This is a genomic window from Alteromonas sp. NFXS44, assembly GCF_040148705.1.
In the GTDB taxonomy this organism is placed as follows: domain Bacteria; phylum Pseudomonadota; class Gammaproteobacteria; order Enterobacterales; family Alteromonadaceae; genus Alteromonas.
The window spans coordinates 488,703-511,233 of the sequence record NZ_JAGDEA010000001.1; the positions used below are offsets into that span (position 1 = coordinate 488,703).

Genomic DNA, 22,531 nt, shown 5'->3' on the forward strand with positions numbered 1-22,531 from the left:
TGTTCCTTTTCGGGTGATAAATGCTTGTCAGGAGTGAGTATACAAGGGGCAACACCGGCAAGCAGACGGTCGTCTGTTGTGATGGTGGAACGGTGTTGCTGCTTGTTCCCTTCGCAGGTATTAGCCTGATCAGGTTCTACGGATCCCGCAATGCGGTCTCAGCTTGCTTTTATATGAAAGACGAAGCACTCCGACAAGTTCTGTTTTTACTATAATCATGGATTGGAAAAGAAAACAAGCCTTGTCTTAACGTGCTGATAAGTGTCTTTAGCGAGTTTGTTACCTTATCACTAGTCCGGTATGGAAGTTTCTGATAGTCTGAATAGTAATTATTGTCATTAGGCTCTTCAATGTAGCCGAACACTCAACATCAGGTGTAACACGTTGAGTAAAATAGAGATTTTTTATGACATTGTGGGACTTACCAAGCAAACAACAAGCAATTATTATCTCGGTGAAAGAGAGTTTATGTGTCAACGTGAAAGAACGTTTATCTGAAATGGGCGTTCAGAATGGACGTGAAGTTCAGTGTGTCAGAAAAGGGCCATTAGGTGGACCTATCGTCATGCAACTGGGTGGCAGCGTGTTTGCTATCGAAGAAAATCTCGCCTCACAAATCGAAGTTGAAGTGCGTAACTAACGCTCATTTTTCCGCTGTCGCCAGTAACAGGATACCCTTTTTTCATGCAACGCATTTTAATGGTCGGAAAGCCCAATTCCGGTAAGAGTCTTTTATTCAATCAATTAACCGGTCTGCGACAAAAAGTCGCTAATTATCCTGGTGTTACCGTGGAAGTTAAACGGGGTCAGTGTCAGGATTTTGAAGTGGTTGACCTGCCGGGCACTTATACGCTTCGTGGCCTCAGTCGTGATGAAGAAATCGCAATAAAAGAAATCACCACATCGGTAGAGCGGGACGATACTTCTCTGGTGGTTTGTGTGCTTGATGCCACCCGTTTAGAGCGCAGTTTGGTGCTGGGTCTGCAGGTACAGAAACTGGCAAGAGCCAACAATAAAGCTGTACTCTTTGCCCTCAACTTCATCGACGAAGTCCGCAGGATCGGCGAAGATATTGACACAGAGGCGCTAAGTAAAGAATTAGGCAGTCCGGTAATGGCGCTGTCAGCAAGAACCCTGGACGGCTTGCATGAATTTAAGCAGACCATGCTGTCTGTTGCCAGAGCGCCGTCAGGATACATCCCGGCGACATCGCTGGCAGACGGGGAGTCTGCGGTAAACCAGAGTCAGGCACTGGCTTCAAAGTACGGCCTGCACCTGGATGTTGTGCTGAAAAATCAGAACAGCGTCGACCGCTTCCTGTTAAACAGCTGGACCGGCTCACTGGTATTCCTCGGCGTCATGTTTGTACTCTTCCAGAGTATTTTTACTCTCGCAGCCCCCCTGATGGACGGCGTGGAAACGCTGATCGGCAGCGCTGCTGAAGGTGTCAGTGCCATTACGCCGGAAGGCATTGTTACTGACTTTTTTAACGACGCCATATTCGGTGGTTTAGGTTCTTTCCTGGTGTTTGTACCGCAAATTATGGTACTGACTTTCATTATCGGCTTGCTGGAAGACAGCGGTTATCTTGCCCGTGCCGCGCTGATGTGTCACCGCCCGTTGAGCGCAGTGGGTTTATCAGGCAGAAGTTTTATTCCTTATCTTTCGGGTCATGCCTGCGCCATTCCTGCCATCATGGCGGCCCGTACTATCGAGTCGCCGCACAAGCGTCTTATCACAATGCTGACCATCCCGCTGATGTCCTGTTCAGCCCGTTTGCCGGTTTATGCATTGCTGGTTGCGGTACTGGTGCCGGAAGACGGTACTTTCCTGGGCATTTTTGGTCTGCAGGGTGCTGCCTTCTTCGGCCTGTATTTCTTCGGCATTATCACAGCCCTGATTGTCAGCCAGTTTCTGTCGCGATTCTTACCGAGAGATCTGGAAGAGTCAGACATGCCGTTCATTCTTGAATTACCCACTTACCGCTTACCACACTGGAAGCCGTTAACTTTCCGCGTTATCGACAGCGGGTTGCAGTTTGTCCGCCGTGCTGCACCGATTATTTTCGTGGTGTCGGTGGGGATCTGGATCCTGGGTTACTTCCCGATGGGTTCTACTCTGGAAGACAGCTGGCTCGGGCAAATCGGCCATGTTATCCAGCCTGTATTCGAGCCGATGGGTCTGGACTGGCGTTACGGCGTGGCAATACTGATGTCGTTCCTTGCCCGTGAAGTTTTCGTCGGTGCGCTGGGTACACTGTTCGGAATGGATGACGCTGAAGACAATGTGAACGGTCTGGCCGGACGTATTCAGGCTGACGGACTGACAACCGGCGCCGGCCTCGGCCTGGTGCTGTTCTACGTTGTTGCGCTGCAATGTGTAGCAACTGTTGCCATGCTGAAAGGTGAAACCGGCAGTAATAAGCTCGCATGGGGCCTGTACGTCGGATACGGTATCCTGGCCTACGTTATCGCCGTACTGGTGAATTTGTTGTTCTGATAACGGGTAAACAGCACGTCATTGAGTGTGCTAACCAAAGAGCGGGGACCTTGATGAGGTGCTGTTTACAACAACCGTTAACGGTCATACACCGTAACTTTGTTTATATCCGTTTTTTCAATCCTTGCTTTGCCTGAACTTTCTAAAAAATTCAGCAGAGACATCGGGTCATTGGTTTCAAATACACCGGTTACAGACATGCCTGATAAGTCCGCAGAGGCGATGGTGACCTGCAAAGCATTGTAGCGATTAAATTCGCGAACTACGTCATCTAAACGGTCGTTGCGGAAAATCATTTCTCTGGATTTCCAGGACGTCTCTCTGGCTACATCCACCGATGCTTCTGTATGAATATTACCATTGTCCTGAAGCACAGCTTTTTGTCCCACAGTTACCAGCAGAGGCCTGTCTTTGGTTAAGTCCGGTGCAGTAAAGTCAGTCAGCTTGATACCGGTGGAGCGAAACGGAATCAGTTGTTCTTTTTTCGCTTCTCTTGCCAGTGCGACTTCTCCGGTAAGCACCGTCAATGCAACACTTCCGGGCTCACTGCGGACGTTAAATTCGGTTCCCAGCGCCTGAAACATTGTGTCGTTAACCCAGACCCTGAAGGGCTTTTGAGGATTATGTGCAACTTTGAAAATTGCTTCTCCCTGTTGCAGGACGATGTTTCTGTATTTCTGCGTATAGTTAATATCTACAGCAGTCAGCGTGTTCAGGTAGATAATCGAGCCATCTTCCAGCGTGATGCTTCTTTGCTCGCCCAGTGATGTTTTGTATTGTACAGGCTGATTTTGCGCTACAGGCGTTTCGCCGGCGTTTTCAACCGGCAGCATCTGATAAGCGAAAATAGCGCCTGCCAGCAGACAGGCAGCAACCGGAAGCCAGCGGGTTTTCCGGGGGCGCCCGGAGCTTTCGTGTTCTGAATTATTACCGGTCAGGTTCTGGTGTTGAGAGATAGGAGTCACCTTACTGCCCGCTGCTGATTCTACCTGGGCGAGTAATTTGTCGACGGATAGCTTTTTACCCTGATCAACATCTGACATCAGATCCAGCAACACGCATGCGTGAATAAATTCCTCCACATGAGCAGGTCCCATCAGCAACCAGTGCGTCAGTTCACGGCGATCTTTTTCGCTCAGTTCGCCATCGTCCAGCAATACCGCCCAGTAGCTAGCTTGTTCAATGATCAGAGAATTAGATTGTTTAACCATATTCATGATGCATCACTCGCAATTTGCGCTTTGCGACATTCTGTCATAGCACGGGTTAAGTATTTTCTGACGGTGTGAATAGAAATTCCCAGTTTTTCTGCAATTTCCGCATGATTTAGGCCATCGCGCTTCCTCAGTAGTAACACTGACTGATAAACAGGTGGAAGTGTAACTAGTATTTTCTCCAGTTCTTGTATAGCTTTCTGCCGCTCAAGTTGCAGGTGAGGGTCTTCATTGCCGGGAAAATTTTCCAGACCATCAGTAAACGGTGTTTCATTTTGAGCAATCCGCTCATTCTTTGAACGCATTTCATGCACAAGATTTGCGGCAATACGAAATAAGTAGGCTTTGGGTTGTTCTATGAGATCTTTTCTGTCTACATTCATCAGTCGCAGGTAAGTCTCCTGCGAAAAATCCTGAGCCTGCTGATTATTATTCGAACGACGCATGAAGAAGGCAAACAGTTCCTTATAAGAACTGTCGTAGAGCCCTTTTACAAAGCTGCTGCATTTACTCTTTTTATTCGTCGCAGTGTGGTTGCCCATAGAGAAAGATGTCTTGTGCCGGAATTCAGAGGGGAAGATGAATTAATACTTACAAAATCAGATTAAAACTTCGCGGAAGTTTCAAGATAAAAAAAATAAGTACCTAAATCCAGCACTTTCACACTCTTTATTTATTAGTGGGTTTTCAGCCCGCATAAATAAAGGCTCGCAACGAAGCCAATGACAATTATATGTAGTACGGATATAGGAAATACAAGCATGAGAACTCGTGTCCCCAAATTTAAGAAAAAGCCAGTCGTCTTGTCAGTGATGCTGTCACTGGCCGGCAGCTTTGGCGTTGCTGCAGAGAATATTGAAAATCAGGAGCAGTTACAGGTTACGGTGGGGCAGGTTCCGCTGGACCGGGCTTTGCAGAGCATCGCAAAACAATATGGAAAGCAGATTGTTTTCTTCTCCAATGTGGCAGACGGCCTGACAACTGAAGCGTTTTCCGGAACGTATAGCGAAGAAGCTGCTTTTAATAAGCTTCTGGAAGGGACTGCGCTTAGTTATCGCTATATCAATAAGAAAACCATCGCTATTGAAAAGAAAAATGTGGATGAAACCGTTGAGGGAAAAAAGCCCGCAGCGTCTACTGACGCCTCTGCGCAGCCAGCCGCAGTGAATAGCGGGAACCTGAGTAAAACAAGTAAGGGGAAGGTTGAGAATATTACCGTTACCGCACAACGCCGTACTCAAAATTTACAGGAAGTACCGGTTTCAGTTTCTGTCATGAAACGTGACTTGCTTGAAAGTGCGTCGACCGCAGGTGATGATATCCGTTTCATGTCAGCCCGCATTCCAAGTCTGAAAATTGAATCTTCGTTTGGCCGCTCTTTCCCCCGCTTTTATATTCGCGGTCTGGGCAATCAGGATTATGATGTAAATGCCTCTCAGCCGGTATCATTGATCACTGATGATGTGGTTCAGGAGAATCCGCTTTTAAAAGGTTTCCCCGTCTTTGATGTGGAGAGTGTTGAAGTGTTACGTGGTCCTCAGGGTACGTTGTTTGGCCGTAACACACCTGCAGGACTGGTAAAGTTCACTTCGAACCGTCCTACGCAGGATTTCGAAGGTTATATCAGCGCGTCTTATTCGTCTCTGGACACATTGTCTACCCATGGTGCTATTAGCGGTGGCCTGACAGACACTGTGTCTGTGCGTGTGTCTCTACTTAACCAGACGCGTTCAGACTATATTGATACCCGTGCGCCGGGTTTTGAACAAAACGATATTCTGGGTGGTTATGACGATCGAGCTGCCAAAGTGCAGGTGCTCTACGAGCCAAACAGTCAGTTTTCGGCGTTATTTAACTACCACACCCGTGATTTAGATGGTACGCCCACGGTGTTCAGAGCCAGTGCAATAAAGCCCGGAACCAACGACTTCGTTGATGGTTTCGACCGCAATGTGGTTTACCACGATGCCGCGCAACGTGCCACGCAAACGGTGAAAACCGAGGGCGGAAGTATGAAATTGGAATATTTCACGACTGATTACACGTTTACCTCTGTAACGGGCTATGAAACTGTGGAAATGTACTCACAGGCCGATGTCGATGGTGGTTACCGGGTAAGTAGTTTTGCTGATCCCTCCGGCTACACCGGCGAATTGGGCACTGTTCCTTCTTTCTCTGTTGAAAGTGCCGACGGTATTCCTGACCACAGCCAGTTCACTCAGGAGTTGCGAATGGCCTCTAATGAACTTGGGGTATTTGACTATCAGGCGGGGCTGTTTTTCTTCACAGAAGATCTCAATATCGACACTTTTCACTACAATGAAGACGGCAGCTTAAAGCGTTATCTGACTCAGAATCAGAAAACTGATGCATGGGCTGTGTTCGCCTCCGGTGATTACGAAGTCAATGACAGAACCAGCGTGACTGCGGGTATCCGGTACTCGAAAGATAAGAAAGACTATTTTTCTCAGCGAATTATCTCTACCGCCAGCGACGGTGAGTTTTTTGACCCTATGTATGCTGACACGAAAGATTCTGCTATCAGCTGGGACCTGAGTGCAATGTATCAGTATTCAGATGACACTAATCTGTACACCAGGCTGGCAAAGGGCTTCAGAGCACCAAGTATTCAGGGCCGTGTTGTCAGTGGCAGCGACCCTAAACTCAGCGTTGCAGACTCAGAAGTTATACACTCGGTAGAAGTAGGTGCTAAATCAGACCTGCTGGATGATGCAGCACGGGTAAACTTCAATCTGTTTTACTTCCAGATGAACGATCAACAGTTAACGGCTCAATCGTCTTTTGATGAAGGGGCTGCCAAAGAGCTGGTTAATGTTGATAAGACAGTAGGCTACGGGTTTGAATTTGAGGGCGAATACGCTATCACTTCTGACCTGCTTACAACGTTAGGGGTCAGCTACAACAACACTGAAATTAAGGATGAGAACGTAGCTATCTCAACCTGTACTTTCTGTACAGTGTTGAACCCGGTGGATGAAAACGGGCTGATTAGTGTTGATGGTCTTTCACTTCCCCGTGCACCTGAGTGGATTGGTAATTTCACTATGCGCTACAGCACCGAACTTGGCGATGGTGAATTGTATTTCTACACCGACTGGTCCTATGCAAGTGAAGTGCGGTTCTCACTTATTGATGCACTGGAAATGAGACAGGACCCTTACCTTGAAGGCGGCGTGCGGGTTGGCTACCTGTTCATGGTCGACAATTATGATGTGGAAGTTGCAGGTTACGGTCGTAACATCACAGATGAAACAGCGTTAATTGGTGGCGTGACGATCAATAACCTTGCAGGTGTGGTAAATCAGGGCAGAACCTGGGGAGCCGACATTAAGGTGAAATTCTAATCTGTTGATCACCCTCTGATGGTTGTACTGCCGGGCCAGCACCCGTAGCAGTACAACCTTTTTCATCTCCCCGTAAGGTGTTTTCTTATGAAATTTTCCCGCGTTATTACACTTGTCTCACTTATCGGCGCTTCATTGTCTGCATCAGCGGCGCAATCAGTCGATATTCTTATTACCCGTGGGCATATCCTCTCTATGGACAGTGCTTTGACAGAGTATGAATCCGGTTTTGTGGCCGTTAAAGACGGGCGTATCGTGGCTGTCGGTCCACAAGAAAAAGCATCAGATTACCGTGCCGGCACTCTCCTTGATGTGGACGGTGATCTGGTTTTGCCAGGGTTTATCAACACACATACTCATGCCTCAATGTCCTTATTGCGTTCATTGGGTGATGATGTGCCTGACCGGCTGCATAAGTATATGTTTCCTCTTGAGAAGCAATTCGTTTCACGTGAAATGGTAAGGTTGGGTGCTGAGCTCGGTAATGTTGAAATGCTTAAAGGTGGCGTGACCACTTATGCGGATATGTACTATTTTGAAGATGAAGTCGCAAAGGCAGTCGACGAAATTGGTATGCGTGCTGTTTTAGGACAAACCGTGATCCAATACCCTCAGGCCGATGCTAAAACCGCAGAAGAAGGAATTGATTATGCGGTTAATTTCATTAAAAGCTATGCGGATCATCCGCGCATTACTCCCGCTTTTGCGCCTCACGCTCCATACACGAATACCACAGGCACTTTGCAGAAGATTTCAGCACTTTCTGAAGAATTCGGTGTGCCTGTGCTGACGCATCTTGCTGAGTCTGAAAGGGAGGAGGAGGTGATAGCTGAGCGCAGTGGCGGATTATCCCCGGTGGCCTATTTAGAAAGTATCGGTGTGCTTAACAATAATCTGATAGGGGCCCACGTCATCAGAGTGAGCAATCAGGATATTGCCCTTCTTAAAAAGCATCATGTTGGTGTAGCGCATAATATGAGTGCAAACATCAAATCAGCAAAAGGCGTGGCGCCGGTGACAGAAATGCTGAAACAGGGCGTTGATGTTGGTCTGGGCACTGACGGCCCGATGTCAGGCAACACACTGAGCTTAATTGATGAGTTTAATCAGGTAGCTAAACTTCACAAGTTGTGGACGAATGACCGGACTAATATGCCAGCCGTCGAAGTGATAAAAATGGCAACCTCAGGCAGTGCGAAAGTGCTGAATATGGAAAATGAGATTGGCTCTCTGGAGAAAAGCAAACGGGCAGATATCATCGTGATTGATACCAAGTCGCCTAATATGACGCCTGTTTATAATCCTTACTCTGTGCTTGTGTATTCAGCTTACGCGACAAATGTAAGACACAGCATTGTGGAAGGTAAATTGCTGATGAAAGACAGGAATGTTCTCACTGTAGACGAGAGCGATATCGTTAAAAGAGCAACTGAATTTAGCAACAAAATAAAGCAGGCTTTAAAGGCACAGAATAAGCCTGTTTTATAGATTGCAGGCTTCTGTTTACGTCTCTTATGTTGCCCCGCCGGAATCGCAAGACTGCAGCGGGGCTTTTATTTTCCGCTACGAATTATTTACACCAGCGCGTTCTGACTGACTTCCATACTACGTTTGTACATGGCAAGGGCGCCGGTGGCATCCTGCTTGCGCTCGCGGATTTCTGCCAGTGCGATAAGATCCTGCTGGTTTTCATGCAGTTTGATGGCTTTTAAAAGCACTTTCTCTGCAAGTATGTCGTCGCCGGCGTTCAGCGCTAACTGACCCAGGCAGGAGAACAGAACAGGATTTGTGTCGTCCTGTTTTATCCACTGTTCCAGTGCGCGGATAGCATTTGCTGGATTAGGAATACTAATTTGCGCCATGTAGGGAAGCAAGATTGGATCAGGGCCTTTCTTCTGCCACTCAACCAGACAGGTTTCTGCTTCTTTGTGCATGCCCTGTTCCAGCAATTGCTGAGCGTAAGCAGCACGGTACGCGTTATCTGCACGGGCTTTGCGGGGCATGTTTTCCCAGTGTTGCTTCAGTGCATTGGCACCTTGCTTACTGGCAATTTCAGCAAACTTTCCTTTCGCTATTTTCTGTGCCCACAGTACGTAATCATCTTTTAACGGTTTGCGCCATTGCGGCAATACTTCTTCCAGTGACTGCCACTGACCCAGTTCGCCCATAGCACGGGCCTTAAGCCGGATAACCTGCGGATTCTTTTGCGCTTTTTCATCCAGTTCGTTCAGCTTGTCCAGTGCATCCTGCTGGTGTCCCTGTTCGAGATCGAGTCTTGCCAGCGCAACACGGGCGGCTACTTTAGCGTTATTAAACTCTGCAGCGCGGTCCAGTAAATATCGTACCCGTTCCGGTTCGTTCAGCGCCTTGGCCACCTGTGCAGCAGCCAGAAAATTCACGCCGTCGAAATCGCCGTCAGTGGTATCCTGCAGTGCTTTTTTCGCCGCGATGAAATCGCCTTCAACCATTAACTGAAGACCATTGTAAAAACGGCGCTGGCGCTTACGGCGGGAAAGTCCGCCAAACCATTGTCTTGAGCCTTTAAATAACCCGAGGGTGCGGGAAAGTAACCGCCAGATGATCCACAAAGCCAGCAGACTGAAAAATACGGTAATACACAGGCTGACAACTGACATTTCAATGTGCAACTGACCCATGGAAATCAGCACATAGCCTTTGTCGCCAATAACCTGCGGCGCAATTAACATTGCGGCAAGTACCGCTATAACCAGCAGAATTGCATACACTAACCGTTTCATTGTGCTGCCTCTCCTTTGCCGTAAGCGGCTTTAACGCGGGATTCCAGCAAGCGTTGAAGCGGTGCCATAGCACTGAGTTCTTCCGGCAGATTTTCCTGCACATTGGCTTCACCAAGGGCATCCAGGGTAGACAGTGCGCCGTTAATTTCCGGTGCATCAGTATCAAATTTATCATTCAGCAGAGCTTTAGCGTTTGCAACCGACTGTTGATACAGATTGTCTTCACCGCTCATAGCAGCAGACTGTGCCTGCATGATTTGCAGTTTAAGCTGCTCTTTGTACAGCCACATTTCTTCAGCGGTCATCATAGGTGCAACAGGCGCATCAGTGCGTCGTACTGAAATAAAATCATCAACAATAGAATGCCAGACTTTCGCCAGATTACTTTTCCAGTCGTCTACCGATTCAGACAGCGCTTCCTTGCCTGTATTTTCATCCGGACGGGTGAACGTTTTTAACGGCAGCGCGTCTACCTGAGACAGGAAACCTGACAGGGTTAATGCAAGTTTAACGGTGTCTGTGCGGTTAACCTGACGCAGTGTCTGAATGTCCTGTGCAATCAGCCCGCGCACCGGGATCACTGACGGATCGGAAAGCTCTTTTAAACGCTGGTCGGCATTTTCAAGCAGCAACACTGCGGTATCTGTATCCTGTTCAAGCCACACTTTACGGCCGGCCATGCGTACCAGATAATCTGCTTCAGCCAGCAACCAGTCTGACGGGCGGCGGCCTTCCATTTCACCTAACTGTGACAATAGTTGTTCGGTTTGCAGTTGCAGGGACTCAGTTTTTTCCGTCAGGCTGTTCACCGTGCCGGCAAGTGCCTGCTTACTCTTCTCCAGTTCGATGAGCTGACGCTGGAGTTGCGCATTTTCATCGTTCAGGTTGCCCAGTATTGCCTTTTGCGCCGACTGCTCGTCTGCCAGTGCACTCTGACCACTGTCTTTTTGCCACAGAAACCAGTAGCCCGCCGCTGCGGTACCAGCTGCAATCAACAACGTGAGGATAACGACAATCCATAAGCCGGCGTGGGACGGATGTTTGGCAGTAGTTTCTGTGCCGGCCTTGTCTTTGCCGGATGCCGTTGACGACGGCGTGATGTCTTTTTCTTCAGGCAACACCAGTGTGGAATCCGTATTGTGTTTATCGTTGTCAGCCATGGTTTACTCCCAATTTTCCTTTATCCACGCACATAGCGTGTTGTCACTGGCGTCACTGCAAACGGCAACCTGCGTTGCACCTGAGGCGCTGATTTGTGCTGCTACTCTGTCGCTGACGGTCAGCCAGCGTTGCTTTCGCAACATGTTAGTATCATAAACGCGAAACAGCTGCTCTGCCATTTCGCCGCTGGTTGCCACTATGCCTGTAATCTGTGGCCACTGCCAATTATCTGTTTGTATGGGTTTTTCCAGCAACAGGCGCTGGTAGACCGCAAATTCTTCTACGTGGTTTTGCTGCAATAAGAGCGTGTCCCGCAAAGTGGTTCGACCACCTTGCCCTTTAATAATAACGATTTGTCGCCGGTTTGCACTATTGAGTTGTGATAACGCCAATAAACCTTCTGAATTTTGCTGCTCCGGCACTGCTACAAACAGGCCATATTCCTCAAGCACCTGTGCGGTTGATGTGCCTACCCCGAACCAGCGGGAGGGCAATGCTGACAGCGGCAATGCAGATAACAACTGCGCGGCAAAAGCACTGGTAACGATGATGTAATCTGCAGGCTGCGTGGCAAGATGATGTGCAAGACGGCTAAGTTCTTCTTCGCACGCAGTGATGGTCAGCGGGGCGACACCAGAACATGAAATACCCGCCAGGCGAAAGGCTGCGACACTTTTCGCCAGCTTCTGCTCAGGGCGGGTAATCAATATCATAAGTTTAAATGATTAGTCGTGCAGGGCGCTTAAGATCTCGCCGGCACCCTGTGACAGTAACGATTCTGCCACTTCCACACCCAGCGCTTCTGCCCGTTCGCGGTGTCCGGTTGCAGATGCATACAGTAAGGTTGCACCGTCGACGCTGCCGACCATACCGGTCAGTGTGATAGTGTCACTGGCCAGTGTGGCAAAACTGCCGATGGGTACCTGACAGCCGCCTTCCAGACGGGTGTTCATGGCCCGCTCGGCGTAAACCCGGTCTGCGGTATCTGCGTGGTTGAGCGCACCGAGCAGGGCAATCAGTTCGATGTCGTCGTTGCGGCATTCTATGCCCACAGCGCCCTGGCCTACCGCCGGTAAAGACAGCTCGGGAGACAATTCATGGTTTATGCGGTCCTGCATCCCCAGGCGGATAAGTCCGGCGGCGGCGAGAATGATGGCATCGTATTCGCCGTTATCCAGCTTCGCGAGGCGGGTATTCACGTTGCCTCGTAAGTCTTTAATCTTTATGTCAGGACGATATTTACGTAACTGGCACTGACGGCGCAGGCTGGACGTGCCCACGACTGCGCCCTGAGGCAAATCATCAATGCTGGCAGCGGTATTCGACACAAAAGCATCGAAGGGATTCTCCCTGGGACAAATAGCGTGTAAACCAAAGCCTTCGGGAAATTCCACCGGCACATCTTTCATACTGTGTACCGCAATGTCAGCACGACCTTCCAGCATAGCGACTTCCAGCTCTTTGATAAAAAGGCCTTTACCGCCAATTTTGGCCAGCGGCGTATCGAGAATTTTATCGCCCTGGGTGCTCATGGGCACCAGTTCTACGTGCAGGCCGGGGTGGGCCATCAGCAGTTGTTCTTTGACATAATCTGCCTGCCATAAGGCCAGCGCACTTTTGCGGGTGGCAATACGGATGGTAGTGCGGGAAACGGGTTGTTCACTCATGGGTAAATCCTGAAAAGCTTAGTCGAGCACGGTTTGCAGCCAGCGGCTGATGTCCTGAATTTCCTGTACACATACATTATGTTGCATAGGATAGGTTTGCCAGGTCGCTGAAAAACCGTTGTCTTCAAGTGCAGTATGGGCCATTTTGCCCAGCGCTGCCGGCACCACTTCGTCGTGGATGCCATGGGCCATCATCACCGGCGTAGACTTATTTAAGTCACTGGCTTCTTCAGCCAGTTTGCCCGGTTTGCACATGTAGGTAGACAGCGCCATGATGCCTGCAATTTTATGCCGCAGACGGGTGCCCAGGTGCAGCGCAATCACACCGCCCTGAGAAAAGCCGGCCAGTACCATTTTTTCATACGGGAAGCCGGCTGCATGCTGGGCTTCAAGTAGTGCATTTACACTCTCTGCAGATTCGATGACGCCGACTTCATCAGCGCGGTTATCGAGATCCATGGTTTTAATGTCGTACCAGGCACGCATACGCATACCGCCGTTAATGGTTACCGGACGCTCCGGCGCATGAGGAAACAGAAAACGCACTGGTAAAGCCGCCGGTATCTGCAGTTCGGGGACAATAGGGGCAAAGCCGTGTCCGGAGTCACCTAAACCGTGCAACCAGATAACGCAAGCCTGCGGGTTGTCACCCGTATTTGCTTCTACGTAGGGTAATAAGGCTTCTTTCATAATGTCGCTTCTGTTACTCAATTCTTAGCGCTATGCTACCATTGCCGTCTGAAATCACCACAACATGATGACAAAAAGCAAGATTATGGCTTCTCTACTTGGTAATTTGTTTATTCTCGCAGCCCCTTCAGGTGCGGGAAAGTCCAGTTTAATTAAAGCATTACTGGAAAAGCATGACGGAAATCAACAATATCCCATGCAGGTGTCAGTTTCTCACACTACCCGTAAGCCACGGCCAGGAGAAGTTGACGGCGTACATTATCATTTTGTCAGTCATGAGCAGTTTGAAGCGCTTATCGAGCAGGGCGTGTTCTTCGAATATGCTGAGGTGTTCGGTAATTACTACGGCACGTCCCGCGTGACCATTGAGCAAACGTTGCACCGTGGTATCGATGTATTTTTAGATATCGACTGGCAGGGTGCCCGCCAGGTGAAAAAAAACATGCCGGATACCTGTGGCATTTTCATCCTGCCGCCTTCTACAGAAGTACTGCGCCAGCGGCTGACAAGCCGCGGGCAGGACTCAGACAGCGTTATTGAAGGACGCATGCAGGAAGCGGTATCTGAGATGTCTCATTATGCCGAATTTGATTACGTACTGGTGAATGATGATTTCTCTGTGGCGCTGGCAGAATTAGAAGCCATTGTGTGTGCCCAGCGCCAGCGTACTGTTAAGCAGCAATTGCGTCACAAAGCACTGATTGCTGATCTGGTGGGATCGTAAAAGATCTTGCTGATTAAACCTACAAAATACTAGGACTTGAAAGGCATGTGTTGTATACTGCGCGGCCATTTTGAGTTTTACGCTTTTATTCATTTTCGGAGAGATACATGGCACGCGTAACCGTAGAAGACGCCGTTGATAAAGTTGGTAACCGCTTTGACCTCGTACTGGTTGCAGCACGACGTGCTCGCCAACTGGCAACCGAAGGTAAAGAAGCACGGGTTGATGTGCAAAACGATAAGCCGACGGTAACCGCTTTACGCGAAATCGAAGAAGGCCTGGTTACTGCCGATACGCTGGATCAAGATGATCTGCGTGATCAGGAAAGACAAGAAAGCGCGGATTTCGCTTCTGTAGCGAACATCCTGTCTGAGCAATAATCAGCAGATCGCTGCTGTCACTCAGACTATACAAACGCCAGTGAGCTTTTAATCGGGTTCACTGGCGTTTTGCTATTGGCATTCCCTACAATACTTCATTATTCTGTTTCTATTGGTTTTATTCGCAGGAAAGTTGTCTACACGTGTATTTATTCGAGGGTTTAAAACAAAAAATCTCTGAGTATCTGTCAGCAGAACGGGTTCAGCTGGTGCAGGACAGCTTTGTTTTAGCTCATGAAGCCCATGACGGACAGATGCGATCCAGTGGCGATCCCTATATTACTCACCCTGTTGCTGTGGCCGGTATTCTGGCTGATATGCATCTTGATCACGAAACGCTGATGGCTGCGCTGCTGCACGACGTGATTGAGGACACCCACTATAACCAGGAAGATCTGGCTGAAGCCTTTGGCGATACCGTTGCCGAGCTGGTGGAAGGGGTAAGTAAGCTGGACAAAATTGCGTTCAGCAGTAAGCAGGAAGCACAGGCAGAGAACTTCCGTAAGATGATGATGGCGATGGTGCAGGACATCCGCGTGATCCTCATCAAGCTGGCCGACCGCACACACAATATGCGTACGTTAGGGTCGCTTCGTCCCGATAAGCGACGCCGTATTGCCCGCGAGACGCTGGAAATCTATGCGCCGATTGCCCATCGTCTGGGTATCCACGACATTAAGAACGAGCTGGAAGATCTTGGTTTTCAGGCCATGTATCCCATGCGTCACCGCGCTCTGAAGTCCGCGGTGAAACAAGCCCGTGGTAACCGCAAAGAAATTATCGATAACATCCGTCAGGAACTGGCTACCCGTCTCGGCGAGCACAAAATTGAAGGCGATGTCATCGGCCGCGAGAAGCACCTGTATTCTATTTACCGCAAAATGAAGAACAAGGAGCTGATGTTCAACGAAGTGATGGACATCTATGCCTTCCGTATTGTGGTTGAAAGTGTGGACAACTGTTATCGCTCGCTGGGTGCCATGCACAGCCTGTACAAGCCCATCGAAACCCGCTTCAAAGATTACATCGCGATTCCGCGCACCAATGGTTATCAGTCGCTGCATACCTCGTTAATTGGCCCTCACGGTATTCCGGTGGAAGTACAGATACGTACACTGGCCATGGATCAGATGGCAGATAAAGGGGTCGCAGCCCACTGGCTGTACAAAGAACCGGGTGACAGTGACACCACTGCCCAGCTTCGTGCCCGTAAGTGGATGCAGTCGTTACTTGAGCTGCAGCAGAGCGCAAGTTCCAGTTTTGAATTTATCGAGTCGGTGAAAACAGACTTGTTCCCGGAAGAAATTTACGTATTCACGCCCGACGGCCGTATTATCGAGCTGCCCATGGGCGCCACTGCCGTAGATTTTGCCTATGCTGTTCACTCGGACATTGGTAACACTTGCGTGGGTGTGCGGGTAGAGCGTCGTAACTACAGCCTGAGTAAGCCGCTGGAAAACGGCCAGACGGTAGAAATTATTACCTCGCCGAAAGCCAAGCCGAATGCTAACTGGCTGAACTTTGTGGTCAGCGCCCGAGCCCGTACCCGCATCCGCCAGTATCTGCGCAGACAGCATTCGCAGGAAGCGGTGAATATGGGTAACCGTCTGCTTCGTCATGCGCTCGGTGCAGTGAAACTGGATGATATCAGTCAGGAAGATATCGACCGTGTGGTTGCGGAAACCAAACATCAAACCTTCGAAGACTTGCTGACGGACATTGGTCTGGGTAATGAACTGAGTGCCATTGTTGCCCGCCGCCTGCTGGGTGAATCAGCAGAGATCCCGGATAAGAAAGGCAATGTGGCTATCCGCGGTACAGAAGGCCTGCTGGTGCACTATGCCCGCTGCTGCCATCCTATTCCTGATGATGAAATTGTGGCGGTACTCAGCCCGGGCCGTGGCATGACGATTCACCAGACGGGTTGTAAAAATATCCGTAAACTGGCGAAAGAAGAGCCTCAGCGTGTGCTTCCCATGCAGTGGGACGATACGCCGCAGGGAGAATTTAAGGCTTCGCTGCGTATTGAACTGTACAATCACCAGGGTACACTGGCGAATCTGACCAATATGATTTCCAGCTGCGATTCCAATATTATTGGACTCCAGACAGAAGAAAAAGAAAGTAATATTTATTTCATCGATATTGAATTGACGACACATAACCGTGTGCATCTGGCGCGGATTATGAAGAAGATCAGAACCATGTCAGAAGTGCAGAAGGTCTCGCGTCACAGTCAATCCCGACACTAATTTACACAGGATTCAACATGGCTAAAGCAATTATTCAGACCGATAAAGCGCCACAGGCGATTGGTACATACAGTCAGGCAGTTAAAGCAGGCACCACCGTTTATTTGTCTGGCCAGATCCCGCTGAACCCGGAAACCATGGAAATCGTATCTGACGATTTTTCCGAACAGGCTAAACAAGTCTTCGAAAACGTGAAAGCGGTTTGTGAAGCTGCCGGCGGTACTATCAACGATTTGGTTAAGGTAAATATCTTCCTGCCGGATCTGTCTCATTTCGCCACGGTAAACGAAATCATGGCGCAATATTTCACTAAGCCTTATCCGGCCCGTGCCGCTATTGGTGTGAAAGAACTGCCAAAAGCGTCGCAAATTGAAATCGACGGCATCATGGAATTGCCTGAGTGATTTCACAGCTATAAATATGAAAACCGCACATTGTTGCGGTTTTTTTATGCCTGTTTACGGAATTACGCCTGAAATAAAAAGGCTTTTAAACCCTTATTAAAAATAATGTGATTCGTAACCGGTATTCTTCCATTCGACGTATTGCAGCTGATTTTTTAGAAAAAGACCCACATAGCCTGAGTATAAACAGTAAAACAACGGAGTCATTATGAGCAAATTAAACGGTAAGGTTGCCCTGGTTACCGGCGGGGCGGACGGCATTGGTGCTGCGAGTGCTAAAGCGCTGGGTGAAGCTGGCGCATTTGTTTTCGTTACTGATATCAATACAGAGAAAGCACAGCAGGTCGCTGATGACATCGGTGTCAATGCGAAGGCGCTTACGCTGAATGTGTGCGAAGAAGAAAACTGGAAGTCGGTATTCAGTGAAATTGAAAAGCAATTTGGTGAATTACATATCCTTGTGAATAATGCCGGAGGTAGCGGCGCCGGTACCATTGAAGGCACCAGTTTTGATGCATACCGCAACTGTATGAAACTTAATGTGGACAGTATTTTCATCGGTACACAGCTGGCCTTGCCACTGATGAAGGGCAAAAATGCTTCTGTGATCAATGTATCGTCAATCCACGGATTGCGCGCCGCGCCCCATGCCGCGCCATACACAGCGGCAAAGGGTGCAGTGACGATGCTGACCAAATCAGTGGCCCGTTATTGTGCCGACAACGGCCTGAAAATCCGATGTAATTCGCTGCACCCGGGCTACATAAACACGCCTCAGATGCTGGCCTGGCTGGACTCGCAGGAAGATACTGAAGCGGCTACACAGGCACTGGTTTCTCAACATCCCATCGGCTTTTTAGGTGAGCCGGAAGACATCGCAAGTGGCGTAGTGTTTCTGGCCAGTGACGACTCCCGCTTCATGACAGGTTCTGAGCTGGTGATGGACGGCGGTTTTTGCCTGTAGTCCGGGCCTCAATTTTCGCAGGCTAATTCATTAAACGAAGAAGCAGGCCGGGTGCCTGCTTTTTTATGCCCGCGGGACGGACGACTTCGCAGTATATTTCCGGAAATGAAAATAGTTTGAAAGATAACGGTACAGGCGCAGGTCTCTTTAAATTCAAAACCTGAGGAGAGTGTTATGCGCTTAATTTTTATGTTGTTACTTATCGTTGCCGGCGGGCAGGTGTTTGCGGCAGCAATGCCGTCAAAGGCCCCGGATGAAGTTCGTCCTTTACTGGAAGGCATGACAGTGCCCGATGTAGTGGTATCTGATACAGATGGTGCGCCGTTCAGTTTAAAAGCGCTGTTGATGCAAAAGCCGTCAGTGGTGTTGTTCTATCGGGGTGGCTGGTGCCCGTATTGTAACCGTCAACTGGCGGGCCTGAAGGATATCGAAAAGCCATTGTCAGATCTCGGCTATCAGATCCTGGCAATTTCACCCCAGTCATTAGAGCAGTTAACGTCACAAAAGCTGGAGAGTGAATTTGCAGCAAGGCTGTTGTCAGATGCAAAACTGAACGCCCTGAATGCGTTCGGGATCAGCTACTATGTGGATGATGAAACAGCAAAGCGTTACAAAGGCCATGGCATCGCCCTGACAACCGATGAGACAGGAAAGCCCGTCCTGCCTGCACCTGCTGTGTTCATCGTTGATACTGAGGGTAAAATTCAGTTCAGCTACGTTAACCCTGATTATAAAGTACGGCCATCTCCGGCATTGATCCTAGCTGCAGCAGAGGCAATTGCCAAATAAACCTGTCTTTTCTGACAAGGGCTGCCGGACCTGAACCGGCAGCCCCTCGCAAACCTGCTATGAATGGCTTACACTGCGCCTATCCGCAAATAAATATGCCTTAATTATCATGCAGTCACTCGCTCAAACACCCATTACCACGTTGAAAGGCGTCGGCGCAAAGGTGGCTGAGAAGTTAACAAAAATAGGTCTGCACACCGTACAGGATGTCCTTTTCCATCTGCCATCCCGTTATGAAGACCGCACCCAGGTTTACGAGATTGAAGATTGTAAGCCGTTTACTCACGTGAGTATTCAGGGGGAGGTAAAAACCGCCGACATTCAGTACGGCAAAAAACGTATGTTTGTGGTGAAGGTGTCTGACGGTACCGGCACCATCACGCTTCGTTTTTTCCACTTCGGCGCGGTTCAGCGCACCATGATGACGCCTGGCAACGAAGTGCGTTGTTTTGGCGAAATCCGGACGGGTAAATGGGGGCTGGAGATGATGCACCCTGAATTTGCTCTCATCGGCGAAGACGACGGCGAAACAGAAGATACTCTGACACCGGTTTACCCCACTACAGAAGGTGTTAAGCAGCTTACGCTGCGCAGCCTTACCGACCAGGCGCTTAAACTGCTGGAGAAAGGCGCATTAAGCGATCTGCTCCCGCAAGGCATGTATGAAGGACAGGTATTGCTGGCAGATGCTCTGAAGCTCGTTCACCGCCCGCCACCGGATGTTCCGCTGGAAATGATGGAAGAAGGCCGGCACCCCGCGCAGAAGCGTCTTATTCTCGAGGAATTGCTGGCACATCACCTGAGCGTACTGAAGGTGCGTCAGCAGGCACAGGCCCAGCCGGGTATCGCCATTCAGATTAATCAGTCTCTGATTGACCAGTTACTGGGTAATCTGCCGTTTTCGCCCACCGGCGCACAGCAACGGGTAGTCAATGACATTCAGAAAGACATGGCCATGAATTGCCCGATGATGCGGCTGGTGCAGGGAGATGTGGGCTCAGGGAAAACCCTGGTGGCAGCGCTTGCAGCGTTATCCGCGATCGGTGCCGGTTATCAGGTTGCCCTGATGGCACCTACAGAACTGCTGGCTGAGCAGCATGCCAGCAACTTCCGTGACTGGCTGTCGCCACTGGGCATAGAAGTGGGCTGGCTGGCCGGTAAATTGAAAGGTAAGGTGCGGCAGGAAGTTCTGACCCGGCTGGCGTCGGGTGAAATACAAATGCTGGTGGGCACGCATGCCATATTCCAGGAGCAGGTGGAATATCAGCAACTGGCACTGGTCATCGTGGATGAACAACACCGTTTTGGTGTGCATCAGCGTCTGGCGTTAAGGGAAAAAGGTGAAAAGCAGGGGCGCTTCCCCCATCAGTTGATTATGACGGCCACGCCTATTCCCAGAACACTGGCGATGACGGCCTATGCAGATCTTGATACCTCCGTGATTGATGAACTGCCCCCCGGCCGTTCACCGGTAACCACGGTTGTTCTTCCTGATACCCGAAGAGGGGATGTGATTGCCAGAGTTTATGAAGCCTGTCATAACCAGGGGCGTCAGGCTTACTGGGTGTGTACACTCATTGACGAGTCTGAAGTGTTGCAGTGTCAGGCGGCTGAGGACGCTGCCATTACCCTGAGAACCGCTTTGCCGGATTTACGGGTAGGGCTGGTACACGGCCGCCTCAAGCCGGCAGAAAAGCAAGCAGTCATGGATGAATTCAAACGCGGTGAGCTGGATTTGCTGGTGGCAACCACGGTTATCGAAGTGGGCGTGGATGTGCCTAACGCCAGTATTATGATCATTGAGAACCCGGAGCGCCTAGGTCTGGCACAATTGCACCAGCTTCGCGGCAGGGTGGGGCGCGGCGCGGTAGAGAGTCAGTGTGTGCTGATGTACTCAGGCCCGTTATCCAAAACGGCAACGCAGCGTCTGGGCGTGCTCCGTGAATCAAACGACGGATTTTACATTGCCCAGAAAGATTTAGAAATCCGTGGTCCGGGAGAATTAATGGGGACAAAGCAAACCGGTATCGCAGAAATGCGTATTGCCGATCTTGTCCGCGATGCGCAATTGGTACCTCAGGTGCAATCTATCGCAGAAAAATTGTGGCAGGACTATCCAAGCCACGCTCAGGCGATAATAAACCGCTGGATTGGCTTTAAGGAACAGTACGGTAATGCATAACATTCCGGTGTTTATTGACGAAACGCAAAGCGAAGAACAACAGAACCAGTTAAAAAGGGTTGCAGAGCACTGGCAGTTCAGTGTGCAGAGTACGCTGCCAGCCGGGCTGGCCCTCACCCTCGAAGACGGCAAGCTGGCAGTGAAAGATTTTTCCGAAGCCAAACAGCAGGGCGTGTTTGTGGATTTCCTGTCTGGCAGCAGCGTGTATCGCCAGCAACATGGCGGCGGTAAAAAAGAACCCATTGCCAAAGCGGTGGGTGTGAAAGGTCAGGAAGTGCCTGTGGTTCTGGATGCAACGCCCGGGCTCGGGCGGGATGCCTTTGTACTGGCGTCGCTGGGCTGTCGTGTAGTGATGATGGAACGCTCTCCTGTCGTCGCGGCATTACTGGCCGACGGTTTACACCGTCTTTCTTTGCAAGCTCCTGAAATGGAAGAAAAATTCAGGCTGATTCATGGTAACAGTATTGAAGGGATGAATACATTGGATGAGCAAATAGATGTAGTTTATCTTGATCCAATGTTTCCACATCGCAAAAAATCTGCTTTAGTAAAGAAAGAGATGCGGGTCTTTCAACAATTACTGGGCAGTGACGACGATGCTGACAGTTTGTTGGCGCCGGCAAGGGAACTCGCCGGAAAACGTGTTGTTGTAAAACGTCCCGCGTATGCAGAACCGCTGGCTGATGTGCCGCCTGCTATGGCCATCACCAGTAAAAAGCACCGTTTTGACGTGTACATTTCCACTCATTAGGAGAGAAGTATGATTAACGTTGGCAGTACATTGCCTGAAGTAACCTTTGGTTTGTTAAAGGATGGCAAGACAACCAACCCGCACACCAATGATATATTTGGCGGCAAACGCGTTGTAGTATTCGCCGTACCCGGCGCTTTCACCCCGACCTGTTCGGCGGCGCACCTGCCCGGCTATGTCGCCCTTGCTGACAAGATCAAAGCTAAAGGGGTCGATGATATCGTCTGCATTTCGGTAAATGATGCTTTTGTGATGGATGCTTGGGGAAAGTCAGCGAATGCAGAAGAAATCACCATGCTGGCTGACGGCAATGCTTTTTTTACCCGTACAATTGGTCTTGATATGAACACCAGTGACTTTGGCGGTGTGCGCAGTATGCGTTATTCTATGCTGGTTGAAGATGGTGAAGTAGTAAAACTGAATGTTGAAGATCCGGGCCGTTTTGAGGTGTCTGACGCAGAAACAATGCTTAACAGCCTGTAAATAGTCTTAATGCATTCAAATGATGGAATTGACTAATACTTTAGTCGATTCCATGACTTATCTCCCTCCCTTTATTGTTCTGTAACTACCGGAAATTCATTGATTTTTATAAATGTTTAGTAAGCGCTATCTATTTATGCGTTTTTTACAACATTTAATGTACAGTATGCGCCATTCTGCTATTCTTAAAGAATAGAGCGATATACCTATGCAGGTGGAGATTATTTGGTACTTCACGAAGAAAACC

At 49.4% G+C, this 22,531-nt stretch carries 20 protein-coding genes and 1 riboswitch; of the genes, 13 read left to right on the plus strand and 7 right to left on the minus strand.

Annotated features, from left to right (window positions below):
• Positions 1-89 precede the first annotated feature (89 nt).
• Positions 90-203, minus strand: a riboswitch (TPP riboswitch).
• 203 nt (positions 204-406) lie between these two features.
• Together J3369_RS02110 and feoB are read left to right on the plus strand one after the other, a co-directional pair.
• Complete coding sequence (locus J3369_RS02110) at positions 407-640, plus strand: FeoA family protein (protein ID WP_303573519.1); 234 nt, start codon at positions 407-409, stop codon at positions 638-640.
• 44 nt (positions 641-684) lie between these two features.
• Complete coding sequence (feoB, locus tag J3369_RS02115; protein ID WP_349583248.1) at positions 685-2,499, plus strand: ferrous iron transporter B; 1,815 nt, start codon at positions 685-687, stop codon at positions 2,497-2,499.
• Positions 2,500-2,576: 77 nt separating this feature from the next.
• On the opposite strand, the gene J3369_RS02120 is transcribed toward feoB, so the two are convergent.
• Both J3369_RS02120 and J3369_RS02125 read right to left on the minus strand, forming a co-directional pair.
• Positions 2,577-3,716 (minus strand): FecR family protein, encoded by a 1,140-nt coding sequence (locus J3369_RS02120; RefSeq protein ID WP_349583251.1) that lies wholly within the window; start codon positions 3,714-3,716, stop codon positions 2,577-2,579.
• Complete coding sequence (locus J3369_RS02125; RefSeq protein WP_349583254.1) at positions 3,713-4,255, minus strand: RNA polymerase sigma factor; 543 nt, start codon at positions 4,253-4,255, stop codon at positions 3,713-3,715. Before J3369_RS02125 ends, J3369_RS02120 begins: the two co-directional genes overlap by 4 nt.
• A gap of 219 nt (positions 4,256-4,474) precedes the next feature.
• Here J3369_RS02125 and J3369_RS02130 point away from each other — a divergent pair, with 219 nt between their 5' ends.
• Positions 4,475-7,078 (plus strand): TonB-dependent receptor, encoded by a 2,604-nt coding sequence (locus J3369_RS02130; protein WP_349583257.1) that lies wholly within the window; start codon positions 4,475-4,477, stop codon positions 7,076-7,078.
• 87 nt (positions 7,079-7,165) lie between these two features.
• Positions 7,166-8,566, plus strand: coding sequence for an amidohydrolase (locus J3369_RS02135; RefSeq protein WP_349583260.1), 1,401 nt, complete (start codon positions 7,166-7,168; stop codon positions 8,564-8,566).
• A gap of 86 nt (positions 8,567-8,652) precedes the next feature.
• Here the strand turns inward: J3369_RS02135 and J3369_RS02140 are convergent, their stop codons facing one another.
• The 5 genes from J3369_RS02140 to J3369_RS02160 are packed head-to-tail and all read right to left on the minus strand — an operon-like array spanning position 8,653 to position 13,355.
• Positions 8,653-9,837 (minus strand): heme biosynthesis HemY N-terminal domain-containing protein, encoded by a 1,185-nt coding sequence (locus J3369_RS02140; RefSeq protein WP_349583263.1) that lies wholly within the window; start codon positions 9,835-9,837, stop codon positions 8,653-8,655.
• Positions 9,834-10,997 (minus strand): uroporphyrinogen-III C-methyltransferase, encoded by a 1,164-nt coding sequence (locus J3369_RS02145; RefSeq protein WP_349583266.1) that lies wholly within the window; start codon positions 10,995-10,997, stop codon positions 9,834-9,836. The genes J3369_RS02140 and J3369_RS02145 overlap by 4 nt, the downstream gene beginning before the upstream one ends.
• Before the next feature lie 3 nt (positions 10,998-11,000).
• The gene (locus J3369_RS02150) at positions 11,001-11,711 is read right to left on the minus strand and encodes a uroporphyrinogen-III synthase (RefSeq protein WP_349583269.1); all 711 of its coding nucleotides are present in this window, start codon (positions 11,709-11,711) and stop codon (positions 11,001-11,003) included.
• Positions 11,712-11,723: 12 nt separating this feature from the next.
• A complete protein-coding gene (gene hemC, locus J3369_RS02155) occupies positions 11,724-12,665 on the minus strand; it encodes a hydroxymethylbilane synthase (RefSeq protein ID WP_349583271.1) in 942 nt (313 codons plus the stop codon).
• Positions 12,666-12,683: 18 nt separating this feature from the next.
• Positions 12,684-13,355, minus strand: coding sequence for an alpha/beta hydrolase (locus J3369_RS02160; RefSeq protein ID WP_349583274.1), 672 nt, complete (start codon positions 13,353-13,355; stop codon positions 12,684-12,686).
• Between the two features lie 85 nt (positions 13,356-13,440).
• On the opposite strand from J3369_RS02160, the gene gmk reads away from it, so the two are divergent.
• The 9 genes from gmk (at position 13,441) to J3369_RS02205 (ending at position 22,284) form a co-directional block, all read left to right on the plus strand.
• The gene (gene gmk / locus J3369_RS02165) at positions 13,441-14,079 is read left to right on the plus strand and encodes a guanylate kinase (RefSeq protein WP_303573530.1); all 639 of its coding nucleotides are present in this window, start codon (positions 13,441-13,443) and stop codon (positions 14,077-14,079) included.
• A 107-nt stretch (positions 14,080-14,186) separates the two neighbouring features.
• A complete protein-coding gene (gene rpoZ, locus J3369_RS02170; RefSeq protein ID WP_303573531.1) occupies positions 14,187-14,459 on the plus strand; it encodes a DNA-directed RNA polymerase subunit omega in 273 nt (90 codons plus the stop codon).
• A gap of 143 nt (positions 14,460-14,602) precedes the next feature.
• A complete protein-coding gene (spoT, locus tag J3369_RS02175; protein WP_349583278.1) occupies positions 14,603-16,711 on the plus strand; it encodes a bifunctional GTP diphosphokinase/guanosine-3',5'-bis pyrophosphate 3'-pyrophosphohydrolase in 2,109 nt (702 codons plus the stop codon).
• A 17-nt stretch (positions 16,712-16,728) separates the two neighbouring features.
• Complete coding sequence (ridA, locus tag J3369_RS02180; RefSeq protein ID WP_119499765.1) at positions 16,729-17,115, plus strand: deaminase RidA; 387 nt, start codon at positions 16,729-16,731, stop codon at positions 17,113-17,115.
• A 208-nt stretch (positions 17,116-17,323) separates the two neighbouring features.
• Positions 17,324-18,079, plus strand: a complete 756-nt coding sequence (locus tag J3369_RS02185) for an SDR family oxidoreductase (RefSeq protein ID WP_349583281.1) — start codon at positions 17,324-17,326, stop codon at positions 18,077-18,079.
• Between the two features lie 174 nt (positions 18,080-18,253).
• Positions 18,254-18,868 carry a peroxiredoxin-like family protein gene (locus J3369_RS02190; RefSeq protein ID WP_303573533.1) on the plus strand — a complete coding sequence of 205 codons (615 nt, stop codon included), beginning with the start codon at positions 18,254-18,256 and terminating at the stop codon, positions 18,866-18,868.
• Positions 18,869-18,977: 109 nt separating this feature from the next.
• Positions 18,978-21,050 (plus strand): ATP-dependent DNA helicase RecG, encoded by a 2,073-nt coding sequence (gene recG / locus J3369_RS02195; protein WP_349583285.1) that lies wholly within the window; start codon positions 18,978-18,980, stop codon positions 21,048-21,050.
• Positions 21,043-21,801: a class I SAM-dependent methyltransferase gene (locus tag J3369_RS02200; RefSeq protein ID WP_349583288.1), complete on the plus strand. Its 759-nt coding sequence runs from the start codon at positions 21,043-21,045 to the stop codon at positions 21,799-21,801. Before recG ends, J3369_RS02200 begins: the two co-directional genes overlap by 8 nt.
• Before the next feature lie 9 nt (positions 21,802-21,810).
• The gene (locus J3369_RS02205; protein ID WP_119499769.1) at positions 21,811-22,284 is read left to right on the plus strand and encodes a peroxiredoxin; all 474 of its coding nucleotides are present in this window, start codon (positions 21,811-21,813) and stop codon (positions 22,282-22,284) included.
• Positions 22,285-22,531 lie beyond the last annotated feature (247 nt).

Excerpts from the sequence above, each read along its gene's own strand:
- J3369_RS02190 (WP_303573533.1), top strand. The coding sequence starts at position 18,254 with ATGCGCTTAATTTTTATGTTGTTACTTATCGTTGCCGGCGGGCAGGTG.
- J3369_RS02135 (WP_349583260.1), top strand. The coding sequence starts at position 7,166 with ATGAAATTTTCCCGCGTTATTACACTTGTCTCACTTATCGGCGCTTCA.
- J3369_RS02205 (WP_119499769.1), top strand. The coding sequence starts at position 21,811 with ATGATTAACGTTGGCAGTACATTGCCTGAAGTAACCTTTGGTTTGTTA.
- feoB (WP_349583248.1), top strand. The coding sequence starts at position 685 with ATGCAACGCATTTTAATGGTCGGAAAGCCCAATTCCGGTAAGAGTCTT.
- J3369_RS02140 (WP_349583263.1), bottom strand. The coding sequence starts at position 9,837 with ATGAAACGGTTAGTGTATGCAATTCTGCTGGTTATAGCGGTACTTGCC.
- J3369_RS02200 (WP_349583288.1), top strand. The coding sequence starts at position 21,043 with ATGCATAACATTCCGGTGTTTATTGACGAAACGCAAAGCGAAGAACAA.
- J3369_RS02160 (WP_349583274.1), bottom strand. The coding sequence starts at position 13,355 with ATGAAAGAAGCCTTATTACCCTACGTAGAAGCAAATACGGGTGACAAC.
- J3369_RS02130 (WP_349583257.1), top strand. The coding sequence starts at position 4,475 with ATGAGAACTCGTGTCCCCAAATTTAAGAAAAAGCCAGTCGTCTTGTCA.
- J3369_RS02150 (WP_349583269.1), bottom strand. The coding sequence starts at position 11,711 with ATGATATTGATTACCCGCCCTGAGCAGAAGCTGGCGAAAAGTGTCGCA.
- ridA (WP_119499765.1), top strand. The coding sequence starts at position 16,729 with ATGGCTAAAGCAATTATTCAGACCGATAAAGCGCCACAGGCGATTGGT.
- rpoZ (WP_303573531.1), top strand. The coding sequence starts at position 14,187 with ATGGCACGCGTAACCGTAGAAGACGCCGTTGATAAAGTTGGTAACCGC.
- J3369_RS02185 (WP_349583281.1), top strand. The coding sequence starts at position 17,324 with ATGAGCAAATTAAACGGTAAGGTTGCCCTGGTTACCGGCGGGGCGGAC.
- J3369_RS02125 (WP_349583254.1), bottom strand. The coding sequence starts at position 4,255 with ATGGGCAACCACACTGCGACGAATAAAAAGAGTAAATGCAGCAGCTTT.
- J3369_RS02145 (WP_349583266.1), bottom strand. The coding sequence starts at position 10,997 with ATGGCTGACAACGATAAACACAATACGGATTCCACACTGGTGTTGCCT.
- J3369_RS02110 (WP_303573519.1), top strand. The coding sequence starts at position 407 with ATGACATTGTGGGACTTACCAAGCAAACAACAAGCAATTATTATCTCG.
- J3369_RS02120 (WP_349583251.1), bottom strand. The coding sequence starts at position 3,716 with ATGAATATGGTTAAACAATCTAATTCTCTGATCATTGAACAAGCTAGC.
- hemC (WP_349583271.1), bottom strand. The coding sequence starts at position 12,665 with ATGAGTGAACAACCCGTTTCCCGCACTACCATCCGTATTGCCACCCGC.
- gmk (WP_303573530.1), top strand. The coding sequence starts at position 13,441 with ATGGCTTCTCTACTTGGTAATTTGTTTATTCTCGCAGCCCCTTCAGGT.
- recG (WP_349583285.1), top strand. The coding sequence starts at position 18,978 with ATGCAGTCACTCGCTCAAACACCCATTACCACGTTGAAAGGCGTCGGC.